Here is a 22,907-nt window from a genome sequence, read left to right on the forward strand (position 1 = left end):
ACCCGCCAGACCTGAAGGTGAAAGTATGCGCAACCGTGATGCGCTTAATGAGCTTCCGTTATCCGGACGCCAGGACCGGCTGAGCGGAAATCTTCCTCACTAAAGCGCCAGTTCGGACATCACGCCCAACGGCCGCCATTGACGGCCCAATTGGTGCAGTCAGCCTACCGGCGGGTAGCCGTATCCCGCCGCGGGAGAGGGCGCCACATGGGCCTCACGGTCGTAAAAGGGGCGGGAGTTGGCCCGCAGCCACATCCCGACCGGGTCGTACGCATCGGACATCGCCACGGTCGAGACGGGCAGCCCCTCGGGCACCGCGGCGATCGACTGCTGCATCATCGCCCGCACCGAATCCACGGACTGCTGGCTCGTGTCGTACAGATCGAGCCCGATGGCCAGATACGGAGTGCCGAGCGCGGGCTGCACCCAGACGCGGCTCAACGAGCGGATCGCCGGGGTGTGGTGGGCGCTCTGCGTCAGCAGCGCGTAGAACTGCGGGATCTCGATGGCCGGCTCGGACAGCCGCAGCGGCCCGGCAGGCATCCGGTCCAGACCGGTGGCGATGCGCCGCAGATCGGTCCAGGGGATGCCGACACCGCCGCCGGGGGCATGGGGATTGAGCCAGATTCCCCAGTGGTCGGGGTAGAGGGAGCGGGCGACGTCACGTCCTGTGACCACCTCGTGCGAACGGTTCCAGCCGGAGACCGCCAGCTCCTGTGCCGACGTCACACACGGGGCGTAACCGAGACCTTCGATCTCCATGTTCCCGTACTGGGCGTCCGGCGACCCGGCCTGGCCGTGCCAGAGCAGCATCCAGACCTGGCTGTCGGCGAGCGCCTGCAGCAGTGCCTCATAGGCGTCGTACCGCCCGGGGGTCACCTGGAGCAGCATCTGCTCGACCTGCCCGGCCGCCGTGCCCGACGCACTCACTCTGGGTCCCGCCCCTCTTCGATCCACCCGTTTTGGTCCACGCGTTGACGTTCCACCCGCCGGGACGCGGCTCGCACGGCCCGGCCCGCACGGAGCCGTTCCGTTCCGTGCGTCCGTTCCGTTCGATCCGTTCGGTGCGCGATTGGTTCCGTGCAATTTCGGCCAGTCGACGTGCCGGCCGTCCCGCGCGTCCCGCACATCCGACCAGCTTAGAGCGACCGGCCCTACAGCACCGGCCCCACGGCGTCGGCCCTGACGTAGAACGGCCTGACCTTGTCCAGCATCCAGTCGGCGACCGGGTCCTGCGCCACGTCCAGCAGGACGAGATTGACCGGCCAGGGCACCTCGACCCGGTGCAGCGCCCGGCCGAGCGCGTCCATCGGGGCGTTGCGGCCCGCACCGTCCCAGGTCGCGAACTCGACCCCGACGAAGAGGACCGGGTCGCCGCCCTCGATGGAGGCGAGGGCCCGGCGCGCCGAAAGGACCACGCCCGACTCCTCGAACTCACCGGCGGCGGCGGAGAGGAAGTCGACCGGCTCCTCCTGCCAGTCCGGCTCGAAGAGCCGCACCCGGCCGCCGGTCGCCGGCCCGTCGAGAGAGGTCCGGCCGCTCCGGCACAGTTCGGCCACGGCGGCCGGCGGCAGCGGCATACCGATCGCACCGCCCGGATTCACCGCGACGCCCAGCTGCGGCGGCAGTCCGCGGGCGAACTCGACCGCCGGGGCCACCGCGAAGGAGTAGTGCGAGCCGACGCACTGGAGGAACTGCGCCTCGGAGCTGAAGACGGGGACATAGGCCCCGCCCTCGATGTCCACGGTGGGCAGGTCGAGCGAACTGCTGTCCTGCCCTCCGCCGTTGGGCAGCGGGACCCAGAGGTTGCTGCGCCCCAGCACCTCGATCAGCCGGCCGCCCGCGGCGGGGTTCCCGACCGATGCGGTCAGGACCTCTTCGAGCTCATTTCCCGGCCATGCCATGTCCACCGAGGTATCCCCTTCTCACCTGTTCACCTGCCGACCGACCTTAGGGCCTGCCCTCCGGATCATCCCGCCCGATCCGAACGGAGGACCCTGACGGCCTCCCCCACGATAGAGAGTGGCGCCGTCACACCGCCGCCCCGAACCCGATCCTGCGCAGTGCGGCCGCCGCGTCCCGGTCGAGCAGCACGACCGAACCGCACCCCGCGGGCAGCCGCGCCCGCTCGGCGTTCCGGACCAGCCCGGCGACCGCCCTGCGGTGCCGGGCGAAGGCGTAGGCGGAGACCTTCCGGCCGCGCTCCGCCTGACCGGCCAGCGCCACCCCGGGCGCCACGTCGAGCAGCAGCAGGTGCAGGGCGCTCCGGCGCCGCCGTGCCGCCCTGACCAGCAGGGCGCGCACCCAGGAGTGCGTGCCGCAGTCGTGCACGACGACACCGGCGCCCGAGCGCAGGACGCGCCACAGCCTGCCGTAGTGGGCGGCCCGGACCAGCGGGCGGTAGCTCCAGTACGGCAGCAGGCCGGGCATCCGGCGCTCCCAGCGGTCCCGGGTGTCCTGCGAGTCGATCCCGCGCGCCCCGGCGACCCTGCGTAACAACGTGGACTTCCCGCTGCCCGGGAGGCCGGACAGGACCACCACGTCCCCGGCGGCGAACACCAGGCGGTCCGGGCTGCGGCCGGCCCGCCTGCGCAGGTCCCGCACCGCGGGCGGTCTGCGGCCGGCCGCCTCCCGTCCGGGCCGTACGAGCCGCCCGGGCATCACCCCCGGCCCCCCGGATGTCACTTCGGGCGCCGCATCAGCACGCCGCCACTCCTGCCCCACCATGGTCACTCCCCCTGTGCCACCCCGTATGCCTGCGTATCCCCTGCATACCCCCGCTGAGGAAGTGTAAAGAAAGAGTAATGCGACACCGGTGGGGCGCCGCGCGCGCGGCATGCAATGATGTGCGCGCCAACTCCATACAGGCCGTTCGAATCCGCGCGGGAGAGTTCCCGGTCACCAACCGGGGCGCCGAAGGAGCAAGTCCCTCCCTTGTAATCTCTCAGGCCCCGTACCGCGCGGACGAGGCAGATCTGAAAAGCGGGCCGCCCTGCGGTCCCACCCAAGGTGCAAGCCGTGCCTCTCAACAGGCGCCGGCGAACCTCTCAGGTTCCGATGACAGATGGGGAGGATTGTCCTCGTCTGTCATGCCCTGGGAGTACCGCATATGAGCCCCACGCCCCGCCTCACAGCACTCGACGCCCTGCACAGGTCGCTCGGCGCGACCATGACCGACTTCGCGGGCTGGGACATGCCGCTGCGCTACGGCAGTGAGCGCGACGAGCACATCGCCGTACGGACGCACGCCGGCCTCTTCGACCTCTCCCACATGGGCGAGATCACCGTCAGCGGCCCGCAGGCCGTGCGGCTGCTCGATCACGCGCTGGTCGGCAACATCAGCACCGTCGGCAACGGCCGCGCCCGCTACACCATGATCTGCCAGGAGGACGGCGGGATCCTGGACGACCTGATCGTGTACCGGCTCGGCGAGCAGGAGTACATGGTCGTCGCCAACGCGGGCAACGCCCAGGTGGTCCTGGACGCGCTCACCGCCCGCGCGAGCGGCTTCGACGCCGTCGTACGGGACGACCGTGACGCGTACGCCCTGCTGGCCGTACAGGGGCCGGAATCCTCCGGCATCCTGAAATCGCTGACGGACGCCGATCTGGACGGGCTGAAGTACTACGCGGGCCTGCCCGGCACCGTCGCCGGCGTCCAGGCGCTCATCGCCAGGACCGGCTACACGGGCGAGGACGGGTTCGAGCTGTTCGTCGCCCCGTCCGACGCCGAGAAGCTCTGGCAGGCGCTGACCGAGGCGGGTGCGCCGGCCGGTCTGGTGCCCTGCGGCCTCTCCTGCCGCGACACCCTGCGTCTGGAGGCGGGCATGCCCCTCTACGGCCATGAGCTGACCACGGCGCTGACCCCCTTCGACGCCGGTCTCGGCCGGGTCGTCAAGTTCGAGAAGGAGGGCGACTTCGTCGGGCGCGCGTCCCTGGAGGCGGCCGCCGAGCGCGCGGCGGCGGCCCCGCCGCGCAAGCTGGTCGGCCTGATCGCCGAGGGCCGCCGGGTCCCCCGCTCGGGCTACCAGGTCGTCGCGGACGGCCAGGTCGTCGGCGAGGTCACGTCGGGCGCCCCTTCGCCGACGCTGGGCAGGCCGATCGCCATGGCGTACGTCGACGCGGCCCACGCGGAGCCCGGCACGTCCGGTGTGGGCGTGGACATCCGCGGTACCCATGAGCCGTACGAGGTCGTGGCCCTCCCCTTCTACAAGCGCCAGAAGTGACCCACACCATCTCAGCCCGTAAGACCACCGTTCATCAGCACTCCCCCGCATCCAGGAGAATCAGGTCATGAGCAACCCCCAGCAGCTGCGTTACAGCAAGGAGCACGAGTGGCTGTCGGTCGCCGAGGACGGCGTCTCGACGGTCGGCATCACGGAGTTCGCGGCCAACGCGCTCGGTGACGTCGTCTACGCCCAGCTCCCTGAGGCCGGGTCCACGGTCGCCGCGGGCGAGACCTGCGGTGAGCTGGAGTCGACCAAGTCGGTCAGCGATCTGTACGCCCCGGTTTCCGGTGAGATCACCGAGGTCAACCAGGACGTCATCGACGACCCGTCGCTGGTGAACACCGCCCCGTACGAGGGCGGTTGGCTGTTCAAGGTGCGCGTCACCGGCGAGCCGGACGACCTGCTCTCCGCCGACGAGTACGCCGCTCTCTCCGCCGGCAACTAGGGAACTAGGGACTATCGATGTCACTTCTTGACTCCTCCCTCCACGAGCTCGACCCGGACGTCGCCGCCGCTGTCGACGCCGAGCTGGTCCGCCAGCAGTCCACCCTCGAAATGATCGCCTCCGAGAACTTCGCTCCGGTCGCGGTCATGGAGGCCCAGGGCTCGGTCCTCACCAACAAGTACGCCGAGGGCTACCCGGGCCGCCGCTACTACGGCGGCTGTGAACACGTCGATGTGATCGAGACGATCGCGATCGACCGCGTCAAGGCGCTCTTCGGCGCCGAGCACGCCAACGTCCAGCCGCACTCGGGCGCCCAGGCGAACGCCGCCGCGATGTTCGCGCTGCTCAAGCCCGGTGACACGATCATGGGTCTGAACCTCGCCCACGGCGGGCACCTGACCCACGGCATGAAGATCAACTTCTCCGGCAAGCTCTACAACGTGGTCGCGTACCACGTCGACGAGGAGACCGGCCAGGTCGACATGGCCGAGGTCGCGCGCCTGGCCAAGGAGTCCCAGCCGAAGCTGATCGTGGCCGGCTGGTCCGCCTACCCGCGCCAGCTGGACTTCGCCGCGTTCCGCAAGATCGCGGACGAGGTCGGCGCGTACCTGATGGTCGACATGGCGCACTTCGCGGGCCTGGTGGCCGCGGGCCTCCACCCGTCGCCCGTGCCGCACGCACACGTCGTCACCACGACCACGCACAAGACGCTGGGCGGCCCGCGCGGTGGTGTGATCCTCTCCACCGCCGAGCTCGCCAAGAAGATCAACTCCGCGGTCTTCCCCGGTCAGCAGGGCGGCCCGCTGGAGCACGTGATCGCGGCCAAGGCGGTCTCCTTCAAGGTCGCGGCGACGGACGACTTCAAGGAGCGCCAGCAGCGCACCCTGGACGGCTCCCGCATCCTGGCCGAGCGTCTGGTGCAGGCCGATGTCACCGAGCACGGTGTCTCCGTCCTGTCCGGCGGCACCGATGTGCACCTGGTCCTGGTGGACCTGCGCAACTCGGAGCTGGACGGCCAGCAGGCCGAGGACCGTCTCCACGAGATCGGCATCACGGTCAACCGCAACGCCGTCCCGAACGACCCGCGCCCCCCGATGGTCACGTCGGGGCTCCGGATCGGTACGCCGGCCCTGGCCACCCGCGGTTTCCAGGCCGAGGACTTCTCCGAGGTCGCGGACATCATCGCGGGCGCGCTGAAGCCGGCCTACGACCGGGAGGCGCTGGCCGCACGGGTCACCGCGCTGGCCGAGAAGTTCCCGCTGTACCCCGGACTGAAGTAGGACCGCTCGGTCCGGATCAGTACCGTTTTGTACGAAACACGGGGCACCCCGCACACTGGACAGTGAGCAGGGTGCCCCGCACCGCGTACGCACCCCGCTCTCTGCTGTACCGCGCTTCCTCTGCACCACCCCGGCAGACAACGGCGTCTACCAACACCCAAGGAGTTCTCCCGTGGCCATATCGGTCTTCGACCTCTTCTCGGTCGGCATCGGCCCGTCCAGCTCCCACACGGTGGGCCCCATGCGGGCCGCCCGGATGTTCGCCGCCCGCCTGAAGAACGAGGGTCTGCTGGCCCACACCGGATCGGTCCGCGCCGAGCTCTTCGGCTCGCTGGGCGCGACGGGTCACGGACACGGCACCCCGAAGGCGGTGCTCCTCGGTCTGGAGGGCGAGTCCCCCCGCACGGTCGACGTCGAGCACGCCGACGAACGCATCGAGCAGATCCGCACCAGTGGCCGCATCAGCCTCCTCGGTGCGCATGAGATCGCCTTCGACTACGACGCGGACCTGATCCTGCACCGGCGCAAGGCGCTGCCGTACCACGCGAACGGGATGACGGTCTCCGCGTACGACACCGAGGGCGCCCCGCTCCTGGAGAAGACGTACTACTCGGTGGGCGGCGGCTTCGTGGTGGACGAGGACGCCGTCGGCGAGGACCGCATCGTCCTCGACGACACCGTCCTGAAGCACCCTTTCCGCACGGGCGACGAGCTGCTGCGGCTGACCCGGGAGACGGGTCTGTCCATCTCCGCGCTGATGCTGGAGAACGAGAAGGCCTGGCGCACCGAGGCGGAGATCCGCTCGGGGCTGCTGGACATCTGGGGCGTCATGCAGTCCTGCGTCGCCCGCGGCATGTCCCGCGAGGGCATCCTCCCCGGCGGCCTCAAGGTCCGCCGCCGCGCGGCCAACTCGGCCCGCCAGCTGCGCGCCGAGGGCGACCCCCTGGCGCGCGCCATGGAGTGGATCACGCTCTACGCGATGGCGGTGAACGAGGAGAACGCGGCGGGCGGCCGTGTCGTCACCGCCCCCACGAACGGCGCGGCCGGCATCATCCCCGCCGTCCTGCACTACTACATCAACTTCATCCCCGGAGCCGACGAGGAGGGCATCGTGCGTTTCCTGCTCTCGGCGGGCGCCATCGGCATGCTCTTCAAGGAGAACGCCTCCATCTCCGGCGCCGAGGTCGGCTGCCAGGGCGAGGTCGGCTCCGCCTGCTCGATGGCGGCGGGCGCCCTGGCCGAGGTCCTGGGCGGCTCCCCCGAGCAGGTGGAGAACGCGGCGGAGATCGGCATGGAGCACAACCTCGGCCTGACCTGCGACCCGGTCGGCGGCCTTGTCCAGATCCCGTGCATCGAACGGAACGGCATGGCAGCGGTCAAGGCGGTCACGGCGGCCAAGATGGCGATGCGCGGCGACGGCAGCCACAAGGTGTCCCTCGACAAGGTCATCAAGACGATGAAGGAGACCGGCGCCGACATGTCGGTCAAGTACAAGGAGACGGCGCGGGGCGGGCTCGCGGTGAACATCATCGAGTGCTGAGAGAGAGCCTCGGGCAAGTGGGGACCGGGCTCAGGCGTCGGACTCGTCCGGCGCCGCAGGTATCACCCGGAACACCCAGGTTCGGTAGGACCAGAACCTGAAGAGGGTGGCGACTCCGATGCCGATGAACTTGAATACGTTGCTCTGCAGCGGGCTGTCCCAGCCGAAGCCATAGGTCGCCAGATAGAGGATGCCGTTCTCGATCACCAGGCCGATGGCGCTGAACAGCAGGAAGAGCCCCATCTCACGGGTGCAGCCGCTCTTGTCCCGGTCACGGTAGGCGAAGTAACGCAGGCCTGCGTAATTGAAGGCGATCGAAACGACGGTGGCGACCACACTCGCGCTCACCACCGGTATCGAGGTGGCGTGGCGCACGAGATTGAACACCAGAAGATTGACCGCCACGCCGGACACCCCGACGGCTGCGAATTTCACGACCTCCCGCGCCTTCGGAGGTGGCGCCTTCGGAGGCGGCGATGCCACTCGTACCGCTTGCTCGCCTCTTACGGACATCGGCACAGTTCCTTCGCTTCGCGGGAGGGCTGGGGGGCGATGTTCTGCACCCCACCGCGCTCACACGCGTGATGCGGGCGTGGAGCATGGGGCCGGTGGCGGAACCGGGCATCCGGCACCCGGGCGCTGACTGAGACAGGTGGCTGCCCGGGCCACTCGGCCGGGCTTCTGTACGGGGAGAGCCGTACGGAAGCGGCTGCATGAAGCAGCCGGCGGCGGTTGCGATGTGGTGGCGCTCCCTCGTGGGGACGCTCCCCTGTGGGGTTCTGCGCGACACCGTCCCCTCCAGACTCCCACTGGAAGTCGGCCTGTCAAGGCGATCAAGAAACGGCGGGATCGGGGGGCTGGAAAACCATCGTGACCTGCACCCTCACTCCTGGTCGTCCAGCTGGAACGATCCGTACTCGGGCTTCCCCGCCCGCTCGTAGGCGCAGTACTGCACGCCGACGCTGGTCACGCGGGATTCCGTGAGCGTCCAGGCGGCAGGAGCGGCGCCCTCGGCGAAGAGCCGCTTGCCGGTACCGATGATCACGGGATTGACGAGCAGCCGGCACTCGTCGACGAGGTCGTGCAGTTGCAGGGTGCGGATGAGGTCGCTGCTGCCCTGCGTCATGATCACGCCGTCGAGCCGCTCCTTCAGCTCGGCGACGGACTCCTCGGCTTCGCCCTTCAGGAGATGGGAGTTGTGCCACTCCAGGCTGCTCCGGGTACGCGAGGCGACGTACTTGGGCATGGCGTTGAGTTTCACGGCGATCGAGTCGTTCTCATCGGTGACGCGAGGCCAGTGGGCGGCGAAGATGTCATAGGTCTTCCGGCCGAGCAGGAGGTGGTCGGCGGTCTGCTCGAAGATTCCCGTCATGAGGCCCATGAAGTCGTGGTCGACGTACGGGACTTGCCAGCCGCCGTACTCGAAGCCTTCGTCGACGTCCTCGCCCGGGCCGCCCGGGGCCTGCATGACGCCGTCCAGAGTGACGAACGCGGTGACGATCAGCTTGCCCATGATCCTGCCTTCCGAGCGTGAGCGGTACGGAAACTGCCTGCACCAGGGTTGACTCCCGGGCCGTCGAGAACTCATCGCCCACTGCCCGGCCGCCCGTGACACCATGCCGGTCCGCGCAGGTCCCGGTGGAGAAGGAGCCAGCGATGGCCAGGACGTCAGGTCGGTGCACGGCCGCCGGAATCGGTGTACGCGAAGGGGCCGCCGTCGTCACCGCCTCGCCTCCGTGCCCGTACGGGCGGGGTCAGCCCGACGGGTCCGGGGAGGGCGGGGCCAGCTTGCGGGCCGTCTCCACCACGTAGGCCCGCAGTGCGTCGGCATCCGGCGAGCCCTCTCCCGCGCCCAGGACCAGGCGGGCCATCTGCGGGAACGCCAGCGGCCAGACCGCCACCCCGATAAGGGCGAGGAACGTGGCAGCGGCGTCCCCCACCAGCCGCCCGCCCGTGGACTCCGCCAGCGCTGCGGCCTTCCGTGCGTACTGCTCGGTGCGCACCTCGTCGTCGGGCAGCTCCCGGTCGCCGTAGTACAGGGCCTCCCACATCATCATCCGGGTCAGCTCGGGGTTGCTGCGGTGGAAGTCGTACACCCGTCCCGCGTACTCGCCCGGGTCGCCGTCCGGCAGTCCGACCCGTACCGCGTGGTCGACCACGGACTCCGCGACGACCGCCGCGAACAGCTTCTCCTTGCTGCCGAAGTACCCGTAGATCCGCTCCTTGTTGGCCCCTGCCCGAGCGGCGATGCGGTCGACGCGGGCGCCGCCCATGCCGTGTTCGGCGAACTCCGTGCGCGCGGCCGCCAGCAGGCGGGCGCGGGTCCCCTCGGTGCGGGTGTTTGTCGTCATGGAGAGATCATACGAAAGTTGCCAACCAACTGGATGGTTGGCTACGGTCCCCCGCATGGCGACAAGAACGGATGTCTGGGTCACCGGCCTGGGGGCCACCACGCCGCTCGGCGGCGATGTCCCGCGTACCTGGGCCGCGATGACAGCGGGCGAGAACGGAATCAGCAGCCTGGACGGTGAGAGCTGGGCGCGGCAGTTGCCGGTGCGGATCGGGGCCCGGATGCGCCAGGACCCGGCGGAGTCACTGAAGCGCACCGAAGCCCGCCGGCTCGACCGGTGCGAACAGGCCGCACTCGTCTGCGCCCGCGAGGCCTGGAGGGACGCCGGCGCACCCGAAGTCGACCCGGAGCGCCTCGCGGTCGTGATCGGTACGGGTACCGGCGGCCTGCTCTCCCTGCTCGGGCAGAACCGCGTGCTGGAGGAGTCGGGCCCCAGGAAGGTCTCGCCGCACACCGTCCCCATGCTCATGGCGAACGGCCCGGCCGCCTGGGTCTCCATCGACCTGGGAGCCCAGGGCGGAGCGCACACCCCGGTGAGTGCCTGCGCGTCCGGCGCGGAGGCCATCGCGTACGGCCTCGATCTCATCCGGGCGGGGCGGGCCGACATCGTGGTGGCAGGCGGCTCCGAGGCGAGCCTGCATCCGCTGCCGCTGACCGCCTTCGCGCAGATGATGGCGCTGTCGACGGCCAACGACGATCCTGACGGCGCCTCACGCCCCTTCGACGCCGTGCGGGGCGGCTTCGTACTCGGTGAGGGCGCAGCCGTCCTGATCCTGGAGAGCGCCGAGCACGCCCGCGCCCGCGCCGCGCGGGCGCACGGAGCGGTGGCCGGGGCGGGCACGACGTCCAGCGCGCAGCACATCACCGCGTCCGACCCCGACGGCCAGGCCAGGGCGATCCGCAAGGCATTGCGGGACGCGGAGCTCACCCCCGCGGACATCGGGCACGTCCACGCGCACGCCACCTCCACCCCGCAGGGAGATCTCGCGGAGGCGGAGGCGGTCGCGGCGGCTGTCGGCACCCATCCGGTGGTCACGGCCACCAAGTCCATGACCGGTCATCTGCTGGGCGCCTCGGGCGCGTTGGGTGCGATGGCGGCGATCCTGGCCCTGCGGGACGGGACCGTTCCCCCGACCCGCAATCTGACCCGGCTCGACGAACGGGTACCGCTGGATGTCGTCACCGACAGTGCCCGCAAAGGGCGTTGGGACGCCGCCCTGGCCAACTCGTTCGGATTCGGCGGCCACAACGTATCCCTGGTTCTCACATCGCCCAGGTGAGCGAATGCAGTCGAGCCCTCCGGAATGGGTAAGTGGAATATGGAATACCTGAGTTCCACGACACACCGGGAGGCGGTGCCCGTGCTGCACGGCATCGATGTCAGTACGTACCAGTCGTCGTTCGACACCGACGGTCTGGCCTTTGTGTTCATCAAGGCCTCCGAGGGCCACACCTATGTCAATCCACGGCTGACCACACAGACCAAACTGGCGCGGGACGGCGGGTGCGTCGTCGGCTTCTACCATTTCCTGTGGCCCGGCAACATCCAGACGCAGGCCGAGTACTTCGTCAGCAAGGCCCCCGAGAAGGGGGGCGACCTGCTCGCTGTGGACTGGGAGACCACCGGCGACGGAACCCGGGCCAGCAACGCCGAGAAGGACAGCTTCATCCGCGCGGTGAAGAAACTGCGGCCGCACAACCGGGTGCTGCTGTACACGAACCGCGACTACTGGCTGCACCACGACACCACGTCGTACGCCGGGGACGGGCTGTGGATCGCGGACTACACCACGGCGGGCAAGCCCAGGATCAAGGCGACCTGGACCTTCCACCAGTACAGCGACAGCCCGCTCGACAAGGACGTGGCCCACTCGCGCTTCGCGAGCAAGAGCGCGCTGAAGGAGTGGGCCACGCCGTAGGGATCGGCTGCACCGCAAGAAGCCGCAGGAATCCGCCGGGACCAGCAGGGGCCGGCAGGGGTCAGGCCCGGAAGGCGGCGGGGCGCTCGCGCGGTGCGTCGGCGAGCGCCTTGGCGATCCCGTCGGCGTCGGCCGAGAGTCCGTAGACAGGGGTGTCCGGCTGCTGGCGCCAGGAGTCGTCGATGCCGCCCGCGTCGACGGTGTCGAAACCGATCTCGTCGATCAGCTCGCGCACGACCCGCTTGGCGGCCTCGTCGTCCCCGGCGACCGGCAGGGCGAACCGGCCGGAAGCCCCCTGGGGCCGGGCCGCGTCGATGATGTTGTGCGCGTAGATGCCGTTGAACGCCTTGATGACCGGGTGGCCGATCTGCTGCTCGGTCCAGCGGCTCTCCGGGAGCCCGTCCTCGATGGCGTCGATCCGGCCGTCCCGCTCCCGCGGGTAGTAGTTGCCGGTGTCGATCACGGCCACGCCAGGAGCGGCGCCGTCGAGCAGACCGGACGGCAGATCCGGTACGGCCTTCAACGGGATGGTGACCACGACGACCTCGGCACCGTGCGCCGCCTCTGCCACCGGGACAGGGGTGGCGCCCGTCTCCTCGGCGAGATCGCCCAGGGTGTGCGGGCCGCGCGAGTTGGCCACGGACACGTCGTGCCCGAGCGCCGTGAGCCGCCGGGTGAGATTGCCGCCGATGTTTCCGGCGCCGATGATGCCGATCTTCATGATGTGCCCTCCGCTACAGGTGTTCCGGGTGCGGTGCTGTGGGTCGTACGGTGCTGTGGTGGTCCGGTGCCGTGGTCGTACGGTGCTGCGGTCGCCAGGTGCTGTGTCGTCAACTCGGTGTCGTGCCCTGTGCTGTCGCCCGGTGCGCTGCTCCGCGCTGTCGCATCGGTGGCCAACCTCCGCGCCGTCCGGGCTATTCCGGCGCACTCTCCCGTTCACCCGGACGCCGCGCCCGGACGACCGCCTTCCCCGCCTTCAAGTGGTGAAGGCGGAAAAGAATATGAGAGCGCTCTCAGCCATAGGTATTGACCTGTCCCCCGAGCCTCGCAACAGTAAGTGCCGTGCGGGAGGCCACCCCCCACAGCACGTCCGCCTCCCGCGCGCTCCGCCCCCCACAGACCACAGGAGACTTGCGTGATATCCCGCAGACTGTTCCTGACCGGCGCCGCGGCGACCGCCACTGCTCTCACCTACCCCGCCTGGGGAAGCGCGCTCAGTCCACGCGCCTCGGCCTCCGCCGCCACCTGCGAACTGGCCCTGGAGAACAAGTCGTTGCCCGGCAACGTCAACGCCTATGTCACCGGCCACGAGCAGGGCACCGACCAGTGGGTCCTGCTGCGCGCCGACGGCAGCGTGTACCACCCGCAGTCACCGTCGGCCCCGCAGACACCGCTGCCGGTCGACTGCGCCATCCCGCTGAAGGCCGCAGGCGCGGGTCCGGTCACCTTGACGCTCCCTCAGATGTACGGCGCCCGCGTTTACTTCGTACGCGACGACACACTCGACTTCTTCCTCAACCCGGGCCCCGCCCTGGTCGAGCCGGCCTTCGCCACCGCCGCGGACCCGAACTACGGCCGCACCTGGTCGTTCTGCGAGTTCACCTTCAACCCGGACCAGCTGTACGCCAACATCTCCTACGTCGACCTGGTGACCGCGGTCCCCATCGGGCTCTCGCTCACGGGCGACAGCGACCACACCGTCGCCCCGCTGCCGGACGGCGCGGTCGACAAGATCGCCGCGGATCTCACCACCCAGGCGGGCAAGGACGGCCAGCCCTGGGACAAGCTGATCATCCGTGGCTCGGACGGCAAGGTGCTACGGGTGATCTCGCCGCAGAACCTGATGGCGTCCGCCTCCCCCGGCGCGATGCCGTTCGGCGATCTGTGGACCGGCTATGTGGACCAGGTCTGGGAGAAGTACAGCTCCACCGACCTCACCATCGACCTGCAGGGCGGCAAGGGCAGCCTGAAGGGCCGGGTGAGCGGCGACACCCTCACCTTCGACGGCGGCCACACCTTCACCAAGCCCGACTCGAAGTCCATCTTCACCTGCAACGACGGCCCCTTCGCCAACAATCCGGGTGACCCGGACGACAAGAAGGCGCTGCTCGCCAGGATCGCGGCCGGGTTCAACCGGTCGATCATGCTCACCCACCCCAGCCAGCCGAACGGCACCACGGCTGCCGACTACTACCAGGGCGACGTCACCAACCACTGGGCGCGGGTACTTCACGCCAACTCGCCGATCGGGTACGCCTTTCCGTACGACGATGTGGTCCCCGACGGCCAGCCCGATGTCTCGGGCGCCGCGAACGACGGCAATCCGGTCCGGTTCACGGTGTCCGTCGGGTCCTGACGCAGGACACAGCACGCCGGTCCCGCGTACGAGCAGCACGCCGGTCCCCCGTACGACGCGACAGCCCCCCGGCACCGGTGCCGGGGGGCTGTCGCGCTGCTTGTCCGTACGCGCTACTTGTTCAGCGACGCCCAGAACTCCTCGAAGGAGAGCCTGCCGTCACCGTTGGCGTCCTTGGACCTGATGATGGACTGAGCCACGGTCTCGGTCACATGGAAGTCACCGAGCTGCGCCATGACGCTCTTGTACTCGCTCGCCGTGATCCGGCCGTCGCCGTCCACGTCGAGACGCTCGAACGCCTTGCGGGCCTCTTCTTTGTCCGCCACTGGGTCCACCCCTTCTTGGTACGTGCCTGACGGTAGTCAGATTAACCGGCGGGGCGGGACCGCATTACCCGGCGGGGTGGGCCCGCAGGGCGGCGGCCAGCCAGGCGAAGTCCTCGTTGTGCCGGGGCTGCGCCTCCCGGCCGTTGATGACCGCCATCAGCCGCCGGTAGCGGTCCGCCTCGGCGAAGGCGGCGCCCTCCAGTCGCTGGAGCAGCGCGTCCCGGTCCGCGGTGGCGCCGAGCAGCTGGTCCAGGATACCGGCGGCCTCCGCGGAGCCGGGGGCGACACCGCTCTCGCGGGCGTCACCGGCCAGCCGGGTGACCTGCTCGACGAACCACTGCCGGTCCCCGGTGCCTGCGGCTCCCCCGTCGTCCTGGGCCGCCCGGGTGTTGAACTCGGCCATGGCCCGCATCCGTTGCCGGAAGGCCGGGTCCTGGACCAGCTCGGCGAGCTCCACCCAGGCGTCGACCTGCTCGGGGGTGGGGTCGTCGGGCAACTCCACGACGGTGCGCCGGACCTGCTCCTGGATGCCCGGGGTGATGTCGAGGCCGCCGAACACCTCCTCGGTGAACTCCTCGATGATGCGCTTGCGTTCCACGGTGGACAGCCGTGCCAGTCGGTTCATGAGTGCCATCTCCTCTGCGCCTGACGCGCGTTTCGCGACGGTCGACAACACGGCCCGGTTCAGCCTCAGCGAACGGATCTGCGTGTCCAGGGCCGCCACATGGGCGGCGGCCACGTCGGCGATTCCGCTCTCCCCGGCCAGCACCCGGCGCACCGTGGCGAGACCGAGGCCGAGCTCCCGCAGGGTGCGGACGAGTTCGAGCCGGGCCACGCACGCGGCGTCGTACAGCCGGTAGCCTCCCGTCGACCGCCCGGCCGGCGGCAGGGCGCCGATGTCCGACCAGTAGCGGATGGTCCGTACGGAGAGCCCGGTACGGCGGGAGAGCTGTCCGATCGTGAAGACTTCGGGTCCGTCGTCGTTCATGTCTGCGAGTCTGTTCCTTCCAGCCGCTGGAGACTCAAGCCGAGGAGTTACCCGAAAATGCGTTCGACCGGGAGCGGTGCGTCACGCGGCACTCTGGCTGCCATCCTGACAGCGGCTGCACACGGTTCCTTCCCTCCGGCGGACGGGGCGACGACCGTGATCGCCCAGCCGAACGCCCGGGACGCCGGGGTGCTGGCCCTGACCGCCCACTCGGTGGTCTTCCTCGACGAGGATCCGCTGTGGGTACGCAGGACGCTGGCCGATATCGCGGCGGACCCGCTCGCCGCGGCGATGAACCCGGCCTTCCTGGCCGCGCTGATGGCCCGTACCGGCCGCCGGATGAACACCATCGACCTGCTGACGGCCGCCCCCGCGCTGCCGGGCGAACCGCCAGTCGCGCTGCGGGAGATCAAGGATCCGGACCACCCGAGGGTGGTCCGGTCCCGGACGTTCCGCGACGAGGTCCGGGTGTGGGCGGCTGACGGCGGCGTGCTGATCATGGGACGCGGGGTCGCGGGGCGCCCGGAGGCTGCCATCGAGGTGGACGAGGCGGCGCGTGGCCGGGGGCTGGGACCGCGGCTCGCGGTGGCCGCCCGGCACCTCGTCGAGGGGGACGTCGTATGGGCGCAGCAGTCGCCGGGCAACGCCCGCAGCGTACGGGCGTTCCAGCGAGCGGGGTACCGGCCGGTGGGCTCGGAGGCACTGCTGGTGGCGGAGTGACCCGGGATACCGATGCGGCGTGAACCCGCCCCGCCCGCGTATCCGGAAGTGCCCTAGCGGAAGATCCCGGTGTGACCCAGCGAGTAGCGGCCGGGCTGCGGGTACACCGCGAGTCCGTGCGGGCCGCTGCCGACCGGGATGCGGGCGAGCTGCTTGCCGCTGGTGGTGTCGATCGCGTACACCTCCGCGTTGTAGCGCCCGGTCAGCCAGAGCACCTTGCCGTTGGCCGAGACGCCGCCCATGTCGGGGCTCCCGCCGCCGGGCAGGACCCACTTCTTGATGAGTTTGTCCTGCGGGAAGCTGAAGACCGAGATGGTGCCCTCGCCCCGGTTGGAGATGTACATCTCCTTGGAGTCGCGGCTGATGTAGAGCCCGTGGCAGCCCTTGCCGGTGTGCACCAGCTTCGGGGTGGTGAACTTGTCCGCGGGGAGCACCCACATCCCGTCGGCCATCATGTCGGCGATGTAGAAGGTCCGGCCGTCCGGCGAGATCTTCACGTCCTGCGGCATCGCCCCCTTGAAGGGCAGCTTCTGCTGGCCGACCACCTTCATCTTCTCGGTGTCGACCTTGAGCAGTTCGCCGGAGAACTCGCAGGAGACGATGAAGTACCGCCCGTCGGCCGAGAAGTCCGCGTGGTTGACGCCGGAACACGTCACCGGGAGGGTCTTCTTGATCTTCATGGTGTGCGGGTCGCGGAAGACGAGCTGGCGGTCGAGCGAGGCCATGACGATGGCGTACTTGCCGTTGGGCGTGAAGTAGAGGTTGTACGGGTCGTGGACGTCGAGCGTCTTCCCCACCTTGCCGTTCGCCGGATTGATCGGCGTGAGCGTGTTGCCCCGGTCGTTGTTGACCCAGAGCGTCTTCAGGTCCCAGGAGGGCACGACGTGCTGCGGCTGCACACCGACCGGGATGGTGCGGATGACCTTGTACGTCTTGGGGTCGATCACGTTGACCGTGTTGGAGTTGGTGTTCGGTACGTAGACCAGGGACGGGAACTTCCGCACGACGGGCGAGAGTTTGCCCGGGCGGTCCGCCGCGTACAGGTCCTTGGGGTTGAGGACCGGGGGCATACCGGCCAGTGGCGCGGGTTCCGCCGACTTCGCCGCGGTGCCCCGCTGCGCGGCGGCAGCGGTGGTGGTTCTGGCGGCGGCCGGGTGTGCACGGTGCCCGTGTGCGGCCTCGCCGGAGGACCCGCAGCCGCCGAGTGCGACGGTGAGGCCGGTGGTGACGGTGGCGGCGAACAGCCCGGTGGTGCGTTTGGTGATCATGAGGTCAGCAGCTCCGTAGTCGTCACCGCGTGCAGCCCGCGGCGGTCGAAGGCGTCCAGGATGGCGGGCAGCGCGGCGACCGTGTCCGCGTAGCCGAAGTGCATCGAGACCACCGAACCGGACCGGACAGCGCCGGTGACGTTGCGGACGACCGCCGCGATGCCGGGCGAGGTGAAGTCGAGGGAATCGGTGTCGTACGAGAGCACATGGGGGTACCCCGCGCGTCCCGCGAGCCGCTGGACCAGGGGGGTCGCGTACTGGGTGCGCGAGGGGCGGAACCAGGTGCCGATGGATCCCGTGAGCCGCCGCAGCCGGTCGGCGCAGCCGGTGATCTCGGCGTACGCCTCCTGCTCGCCCATCGCCGAGATGGAGGTGTGGTGGAGGGTGTGGTTGCCCAGGTCGTGACCGCCGTCGAGGATGCGGCGGGCCATCGCGGGATACTCGTCGAGCCAGGTACCGACGGCGAGGACGGTGACCCGTGCTCCGGCCCGTTCCGCCTCGGCGAGCACGGACTTGGCGATGGCGGGCTCGCCCTGGCCGTGGAAGGTGAGCGCGACGCGGGGGCGGCCACGGGGGCCGTGTGCGATCTGGGCCGGCTGCCCGGCGAAGGCGAGGGGTGCCGGGGCATGGAGGGCCCGGGATGTGGCGGGCCCGGAAGGGGAGCGTGCGGGGCGGGCCCCGGCCGGGGAAGGGGCCGCGGCGGGTGCGCCGCCGCCGGAACACCCCGCGGTGAACGCCCCGGCGACGGCCGCGCCGGCTCCTGCCCGCAGTGCGCTGCGGCGGCTTATGTCAGTCACGCGACCATTTAATGAGGAATCACCTGAAGCGGCCCTTTTTGCCTCATCGCACCCGGCAGGGACATAAGGCCATCAGGAGCGGCCGACTGAGGTCCGGGGTCCGGCAATCATCCGCAGAATCTCGCACGCGCTCGTAGATTTACAGGCGGGTTGGTCACTTCACCTGGGATTCACAGCAGCCACGCCGTGATCCGGATGGGTACAACCGGGTGGCATCCCGGCCGTTCGGGGCCCGCTTTCACGGCTGCGGGGCACGACCGTGGGGCACGGGCGCGGGTCACGGGTGCACGGTTCCACAGGTGCGTACGTCAGGAGGGCTGACGGTCGGCGACCCGCATCTCGAACCAGGTGGTCTTGCCGCGCGGCAGCAGGTCCACACCCCAGCGGTCCGAGAGCTTGTCGACCAGGAAGAGGCCGCGCCCGCTGACATCCATCGGCTGGACCGGCATCAGACAGGGCAGCCCGCGGGACGGATCGCGGACCTCCACCCGGATCCAGCCCCGGCGGCGCAGCATCCGGAGCCCGAAGACCCGGGCGCCGGTGTGGCGGACCGCGTTGCCCACGAGCTCCGAGACGAGTAACACCGCGTACTCGGCGGTCTGCGCGGAGAGCCCCCACTGGCGCAGTACGACACCCCGGGTGAGCCGCCGAGCGGTCGCAGCCGACTCCGGGCGGGACGCCAGCCGCACCTCCGCGTCCGTTGGGCTGCCGAACAACTCCAGTGCCTTCAGAGCCTGTTCGTCCTCAACGGCCGGTACCCATCGCGCAGCATCCGCGTGAACGCGCTGCCGCGGCTGCTCCACACCCTCCAGGCCCGCCATGCCCCCCATCATGGCCGCCCGAAGCGGCCTCCGGGGCCGTTCCGAGGGAATCCGCAATTGCATTCCCTCGTCGGGCACCCCACACTTTGGCATATGCACATGGCATTGCAGGGGCCTTCACACCCGCCCTGAGCTGCGCGGATTCCCCCCTCATGAACGAAGTTCAAGGGTCAAGATCGCTCACTCCTTAAGGTTCTCTTAAGGCGCAGCTAATCCACCCAACCGGGTACTCCTCAGCGGAACTTGGCCTTGCCGGGGCCCTCATCGACGAAGCTGCGCATACCCCGTTCGCGGTCCTCCGTCGCGAAGAGACCGGCGAACCAGGTGCGCTCGATGGCCAGTCCGGTGTCGAGGTCCGTCTCCAGACCCGCGTCGACGGACTCCTTGGCGGCGCGCAGCGCGATGGCCGGCCCCTGGGCGAGCCGTGCCGCCCAGGCGTGCGCCTGCTCGTACACCTCGGCCGCCGGGACGACCCGGTCGACCAGACCGAGGGTGAGCGCCTCGGGCGCCTTGACCTGACGGCCGGTGAAGATCAGATCCTTGGCCTTGGACGGGCCGATCAGCCGGGAGAGCCGCTGGGTGCCACCGGCGCCGGGGATCAGACCGAGCAGGATCTCGGGCTGCCCGAGCTTGGCGTTGTCGGCCGCGATACGGAAGTCGGCGCAGAGCGCCAGTTCGCAACCGCCGCCCAGCGCGTATCCGGTGACCGCGGCGACCACGGGCTTGGGGATCCGGGCCACCGCGGTGAAGGAGTCCTGAAGGGCCCGGGAGCGTACGACCATCGCCGCGTGGTCCATGGCCTGCATCTCCTTGATGTCCGCCCCGGCCGCGAACACCTTCTCGCCGCCGTAGAGCACCACAGCGCGTACGTCGTCGCGGTGGGACGCCTCTTCGGCGAGTTCGCGGAGCCGGTCCTGGATCGCGACGTTGAGTGCGTTCATCGGCGGGCGGTCCAGACGGATGGTGCCGACGCCTTCTGAGACTTCGAGGGTGACTGTCATGACAGCAGGTTAACGGTGGCTAACGCGGTGCGGCCCGGTGCACTTGGTCACAGTGCACCGGGCCGTACGGGGTGAGGCCGGAGGGGCTGAAGGCGAGGCGGGTGATACCCCTTCCGGCCCGTGCTGCTTCTTCCGGCCCGTGCTGCTTCTTCCAGTCCGCGTTACTTCTTCCAGTCCGCCCAGGACATGTTCCAGCCGTTGAGTCCGTTGTCCGGCTGGATCGTCCTGTCGTGCGAGTTCTTGACTATCACCACGTCACCGACGATCGACCTGTTGTAGTACCAGGCAGCCGGGGTCTCCTTGCTCCAGCCACCGCGCACGTCGTGCAGGCCGACACAGCCGTGGCTGGTGTTCGCGGCGCCGAACGTACCGCTGGATGCCCAGTAGTTGCCGTGCACGAAGGTGCCGGAGTCGGACAGGCGCATCGCGTGCGGCACGTCCTTGATGTCGTACTCACCGCCGAACCCGACGGTGGCCCCGTTCATCCGGGTCACCGCGTACTTCTCGCTGATGACCATCTGCCCGTTGTACGTCGTGGTCGCCGGGGCACCCGCGCTGATCGGGATGGTCCTGATCAGCTTGCCGTCCTTGACGACCTTCATGGTGTGGTTGTCCGCGTCCACCGTGGAGACCATCGAGCGGCCGACGGTGAACTTCACGGTCTTGGTCTGCTTCCCGTACACCCCGGGCCGGCCCTCGACACCGTCGAGGTCCAGCTTCACCGTCACCTTGGTGCCGGCCGCCCAGTACTTCTCGGGGCGGATGTCGAGGCGGTCGTTGCCGAACCAGTGGCCCTCGACCGGTACGGCGGGGTCGGCCGTCACCTTGATCGCGTCCTCGACGTCCGCGGGGTGGGTGATCCCGCGGGTGAAGTGGATCGAGACCGGCATCCCGACACCGACGGTCGAGCCGTCCTCCGGTGTGTACTGGCCGAGGAAGGTGTTCTTCGGCACGAGCGTGGTGAAGGCCGTGTCCTTCGCGGACTCCCGGCCCTTGGCGTCCTTGGCGACCGCGTGCACCTTGAACCTGGTGGCGGCGGGCAGGTGCTGGAGCGGCTGCCAGCTGGCGCCGCCCGCCGCGATACGGCCCGCGACCTCGTTGCCCTTGGCGTCCTTGACCGTGACGGAGGTCAGCCGGCCCTTGTCCGCGGTGACCTTGAGCGCGTCGCTGGTGGCCACCGACTCGGCGCCGTCCTTCGGGGCCACCGTCACGACGGCCTCCGACGCCGTGGAACCGGCCTCCTTGCCCGCGCCCTGCTTCGCCTTCTCATCGCTGCCGCCGCTGCCCGAACCGCCGCACGCCGTGACAAGCAGCAGCAGCGCACCCAGCAGGAGAGCCAGCAGTCCGGGTCGGCCGCGCCGCGCCCCACGCGCAGGCCGGCCCCCGGCCGATGTCCCCGATATCGGTCGCCCGTTCAACAAGATGGTGGTCTCCCCTCGCGCACGTTCCGGCTCCGCCGGTGCACGTACCCCCGCGCGCCGTGTCCGCGCGCACTGGTCCACAGAATAATCGCAGCGCGCGCCCGCCGGACTCCCCGCCAATGTCACCGTTCAGTTCCAACCGGGCGCCGCCGCGCAGGTCGTGGGGACACGTCGCCTGCGGGCGGGGCTCATGGGGAAACGGCTTCAGCCGAGCGCGGAGCCGGACTTCCAGTGGGCCCAGTCCAGGTTCCAGCCGCCGAGCCCGTTGTCCGGGGCGACTGTCGTGTCCGTCGAGTTGACGACCTCGACCACGTCGCCGATCAGTGTCTGGCCGAAGAGCCAGCCGGCCGGAGACGTGGTGCTGCCGCCGCGCACATCGCGCAGCCCGACACAGCCGTGACTGGTGTTGGACGCGCCGAACGTACGGGCGGGCGCCCAGTAGTTGCCGTGCAGGAACGTCCCCGAGTTGGTCAGCCGCATCGCGTGCGGGACGTCCGGGATGTCGTACTCACCGCCGAAGCCGACCGTCCGGCCGTTCATCCGGGTCACGGCGTGCTTCTCCATGACGACCATCTTGCCGTTGTACGTGGTGTGCTTCGCGGCGCCCGCGGTGACCGGCAGGGTCGTCAGGAGCGCACCGTCGCGGCGTACCGCCATGGTGTGCGCCGCCGCGTCGACCACCGACACCTGGGAGCGGCCCACCGTGAAGCCGACGGTCTTCTGCTGGGTCCCGTACACCCCCGGCGCAGCCTGTACATCGCGCAGCCGCATCCCGACGGAGACCCGGGTGCCCGGCTTCCAGTACGCGCTCGGCCGGAAGTCCAGACGGCTCCTGCCGAACCAGTGGCCCTCGACCGGAACCGAAGGGGTGGCGGTGACGCGGATCGCCCGCTCCACGGCCGGGCGGTTCTCGACGGGGCGGTTGAAGTTGAAGGAGACGATCATGCCGGTGCCGACGGTGGAGCCGTTCTCCGGTGTGAAGTAGCCGATGAAGCGGTGCGGGGGGACGAACGTGGTGAAGGTGGTGTGGCGGGCCAGGGTGTGACCGTCCCCGTCGGATGCCACCGCGTCCACGGAGTACTCGGATGCGAGCCCGAGCCGGCCGCCGTCCGCCTTCCAGGTCCTGCCGTCGCCGGAGACACTGCCGGGAAGCACCTCGCGGTGGCCGTCGGTGACGCTGTAGACCGTGACCTGTTCGAGCCGCTTCCCGTCCGGTACCCGCACCTCGACCTTGCCGTGCGCCCCGACGCCCTTCGCACCGTCGTCCGGCATCACCCGGATCGCCTCTTCGGGTGCCCGCGGTTTTCCGTCCCAGCCGGATCCGCATCCGGTCGGTCCGGCCAGCAGTCCCGCCCATACCAGCGCGGCCGCGACGCCCGCCCGTGTCCGCTTTGTCAGTTGTCTCACGGACCGCTCAACGACCACCCCCCTGCGGGGGAAACGTGAG

At 69.8% G+C, this 22,907-nt stretch carries 22 protein-coding genes, 1 pseudogene and 1 riboswitch; of the genes and pseudogenes, 8 read left to right on the top strand and 15 right to left on the bottom strand.

The window, feature by feature from the left end:
* Positions 1 to 159 precede the first annotated feature (159 nt).
* The 3 genes from OG385_RS06920 to OG385_RS06930 all read right to left on the bottom strand — a co-directional run bounded on the left by OG385_RS06920 (position 160) and on the right by OG385_RS06930 (position 2,661).
* Entirely contained in the window at positions 160 to 930 is a 771-nt protein-coding gene (locus OG385_RS06920) for an enhanced serine sensitivity protein SseB C-terminal domain-containing protein (RefSeq protein ID WP_266852801.1), read from the bottom strand.
* Between the two features lie 224 nt (positions 931 to 1,154).
* Positions 1,155 to 1,904: an enhanced serine sensitivity protein SseB gene (locus tag OG385_RS06925; protein WP_266852803.1), complete on the bottom strand. Its 750-nt coding sequence runs from the start codon at positions 1,902 to 1,904 to the stop codon at positions 1,155 to 1,157.
* A 127-nt stretch (positions 1,905 to 2,031) separates the two neighbouring features.
* Positions 2,032 to 2,661, bottom strand: coding sequence for an ABC transporter ATP-binding protein (locus OG385_RS06930; protein WP_266860689.1), 630 nt, complete (start codon positions 2,659 to 2,661; stop codon positions 2,032 to 2,034).
* A gap of 212 nt (positions 2,662 to 2,873) precedes the next feature.
* Positions 2,874 to 2,969, top strand: a riboswitch (glycine riboswitch).
* A 140-nt stretch (positions 2,970 to 3,109) separates the two neighbouring features.
* On the opposite strand from OG385_RS06930, the gene gcvT reads away from it, so the two are divergent.
* The 4 genes from gcvT to OG385_RS06950 all read left to right on the top strand — a co-directional run bounded on the left by gcvT (position 3,110) and on the right by OG385_RS06950 (position 7,493).
* Complete coding sequence (gcvT, locus tag OG385_RS06935) at positions 3,110 to 4,225, top strand: glycine cleavage system aminomethyltransferase GcvT (protein WP_266852805.1); 1,116 nt, start codon at positions 3,110 to 3,112, stop codon at positions 4,223 to 4,225.
* A gap of 67 nt (positions 4,226 to 4,292) precedes the next feature.
* Positions 4,293 to 4,673 carry a glycine cleavage system protein GcvH gene (gene gcvH / locus OG385_RS06940; RefSeq protein ID WP_266852807.1) on the top strand — a complete coding sequence of 127 codons (381 nt, stop codon included), beginning with the start codon at positions 4,293 to 4,295 and terminating at the stop codon, positions 4,671 to 4,673.
* Between the two features lie 17 nt (positions 4,674 to 4,690).
* Positions 4,691 to 5,953, top strand: a complete 1,263-nt coding sequence (gene glyA / locus OG385_RS06945) for a serine hydroxymethyltransferase (protein WP_266852809.1) — start codon at positions 4,691 to 4,693, stop codon at positions 5,951 to 5,953.
* A 172-nt stretch (positions 5,954 to 6,125) separates the two neighbouring features.
* A complete protein-coding gene (locus OG385_RS06950) occupies positions 6,126 to 7,493 on the top strand; it encodes an L-serine ammonia-lyase (protein ID WP_266852811.1) in 1,368 nt (455 codons plus the stop codon).
* A 54-nt stretch (positions 7,494 to 7,547) separates the two neighbouring features.
* On the opposite strand, the pseudogene OG385_RS06955 reads toward OG385_RS06950, so the two are convergent.
* The 3 genes and pseudogenes from OG385_RS06955 to OG385_RS06965 all read right to left on the bottom strand — a co-directional run.
* Positions 7,548 to 7,976 (bottom strand): annotated as a pseudogene (locus OG385_RS06955) (GtrA family protein); the annotation flags it as partial.
* 400 nt (positions 7,977 to 8,376) lie between these two features.
* Positions 8,377 to 9,006 (bottom strand): dihydrofolate reductase family protein, encoded by a 630-nt coding sequence (locus tag OG385_RS06960; RefSeq protein ID WP_266852813.1) that lies wholly within the window; start codon positions 9,004 to 9,006, stop codon positions 8,377 to 8,379.
* Positions 9,007 to 9,247: 241 nt separating this feature from the next.
* The gene (locus tag OG385_RS06965) at positions 9,248 to 9,844 is read right to left on the bottom strand and encodes a TetR family transcriptional regulator (protein ID WP_266852815.1); all 597 of its coding nucleotides are present in this window, start codon (positions 9,842 to 9,844) and stop codon (positions 9,248 to 9,250) included.
* Positions 9,845 to 9,899: 55 nt separating this feature from the next.
* Between OG385_RS06965 and OG385_RS06970 the strand changes: the two genes are divergently transcribed.
* Together OG385_RS06970 and OG385_RS06975 are read left to right on the top strand one after the other, a co-directional pair.
* Positions 9,900 to 11,123 (top strand): beta-ketoacyl synthase, encoded by a 1,224-nt coding sequence (locus OG385_RS06970; protein WP_266852817.1) that lies wholly within the window; start codon positions 9,900 to 9,902, stop codon positions 11,121 to 11,123.
* 81 nt (positions 11,124 to 11,204) lie between these two features.
* Entirely contained in the window at positions 11,205 to 11,762 is a 558-nt protein-coding gene (locus OG385_RS06975; protein WP_266860691.1) for a glycoside hydrolase family 25 protein, read from the top strand.
* A gap of 61 nt (positions 11,763 to 11,823) precedes the next feature.
* Here the strand turns inward: OG385_RS06975 and OG385_RS06980 are convergent, their stop codons facing one another.
* The gene (locus OG385_RS06980; RefSeq protein WP_266852819.1) at positions 11,824 to 12,483 is read right to left on the bottom strand and encodes an NADPH-dependent F420 reductase; all 660 of its coding nucleotides are present in this window, start codon (positions 12,481 to 12,483) and stop codon (positions 11,824 to 11,826) included.
* 414 nt (positions 12,484 to 12,897) lie between these two features.
* Here OG385_RS06980 and OG385_RS06985 point away from each other — a divergent pair, with 414 nt between their 5' ends.
* The gene (locus OG385_RS06985) at positions 12,898 to 14,118 is read left to right on the top strand and encodes a glycoside hydrolase family 64 protein (protein WP_266852821.1); all 1,221 of its coding nucleotides are present in this window, start codon (positions 12,898 to 12,900) and stop codon (positions 14,116 to 14,118) included.
* Between the two features lie 113 nt (positions 14,119 to 14,231).
* Here the strand turns inward: OG385_RS06985 and OG385_RS06990 are convergent, their stop codons facing one another.
* Together OG385_RS06990 and OG385_RS06995 are read right to left on the bottom strand one after the other, a co-directional pair.
* Positions 14,232 to 14,444, bottom strand: coding sequence for an EF-hand domain-containing protein (locus OG385_RS06990; protein ID WP_266852822.1), 213 nt, complete (start codon positions 14,442 to 14,444; stop codon positions 14,232 to 14,234).
* A gap of 64 nt (positions 14,445 to 14,508) precedes the next feature.
* Positions 14,509 to 15,432 (bottom strand): MerR family transcriptional regulator, encoded by a 924-nt coding sequence (locus OG385_RS06995; RefSeq protein WP_266852824.1) that lies wholly within the window; start codon positions 15,430 to 15,432, stop codon positions 14,509 to 14,511.
* Between the two features lie 57 nt (positions 15,433 to 15,489).
* Between OG385_RS06995 and OG385_RS07000 the strand changes: the two genes are divergently transcribed.
* Positions 15,490 to 16,152: a GNAT family N-acetyltransferase gene (locus OG385_RS07000; protein ID WP_266852826.1), complete on the top strand. Its 663-nt coding sequence runs from the start codon at positions 15,490 to 15,492 to the stop codon at positions 16,150 to 16,152.
* 53 nt (positions 16,153 to 16,205) lie between these two features.
* Here OG385_RS07000 and OG385_RS07005 read toward each other — a convergent pair whose 3' ends face one another.
* The 6 genes from OG385_RS07005 to OG385_RS07030 form a co-directional block, all read right to left on the bottom strand.
* Entirely contained in the window at positions 16,206 to 17,420 is a 1,215-nt protein-coding gene (locus OG385_RS07005) for a YncE family protein (RefSeq protein ID WP_266852828.1), read from the bottom strand.
* Positions 17,417 to 18,217 (bottom strand): polysaccharide deacetylase family protein, encoded by an 801-nt coding sequence (locus OG385_RS07010; RefSeq protein WP_266852830.1) that lies wholly within the window; start codon positions 18,215 to 18,217, stop codon positions 17,417 to 17,419. Before OG385_RS07010 ends, OG385_RS07005 begins: the two co-directional genes overlap by 4 nt.
* 308 nt (positions 18,218 to 18,525) lie before the next feature.
* Positions 18,526 to 19,050, bottom strand: a complete 525-nt coding sequence (locus tag OG385_RS07015; protein ID WP_266852832.1) for an ATP-binding protein — start codon at positions 19,048 to 19,050, stop codon at positions 18,526 to 18,528.
* Between the two features lie 221 nt (positions 19,051 to 19,271).
* Complete coding sequence (locus OG385_RS07020; RefSeq protein WP_266852834.1) at positions 19,272 to 20,039, bottom strand: enoyl-CoA hydratase/isomerase family protein; 768 nt, start codon at positions 20,037 to 20,039, stop codon at positions 19,272 to 19,274.
* A 161-nt stretch (positions 20,040 to 20,200) separates the two neighbouring features.
* The gene (locus OG385_RS07025) at positions 20,201 to 21,457 is read right to left on the bottom strand and encodes an Ig-like domain-containing protein (protein ID WP_266852836.1); all 1,257 of its coding nucleotides are present in this window, start codon (positions 21,455 to 21,457) and stop codon (positions 20,201 to 20,203) included.
* 207 nt (positions 21,458 to 21,664) lie between these two features.
* Entirely contained in the window at positions 21,665 to 22,867 is a 1,203-nt protein-coding gene (locus tag OG385_RS07030) for an Ig-like domain-containing protein (protein WP_266852837.1), read from the bottom strand.
* Positions 22,868 to 22,907: the final 40 nt, after the last annotated feature.

The organism is Streptomyces sp. NBC_01306, from assembly GCF_026340465.1.
Lineage (GTDB): Bacteria > Actinomycetota > Actinomycetes > Streptomycetales > Streptomycetaceae > Streptomyces.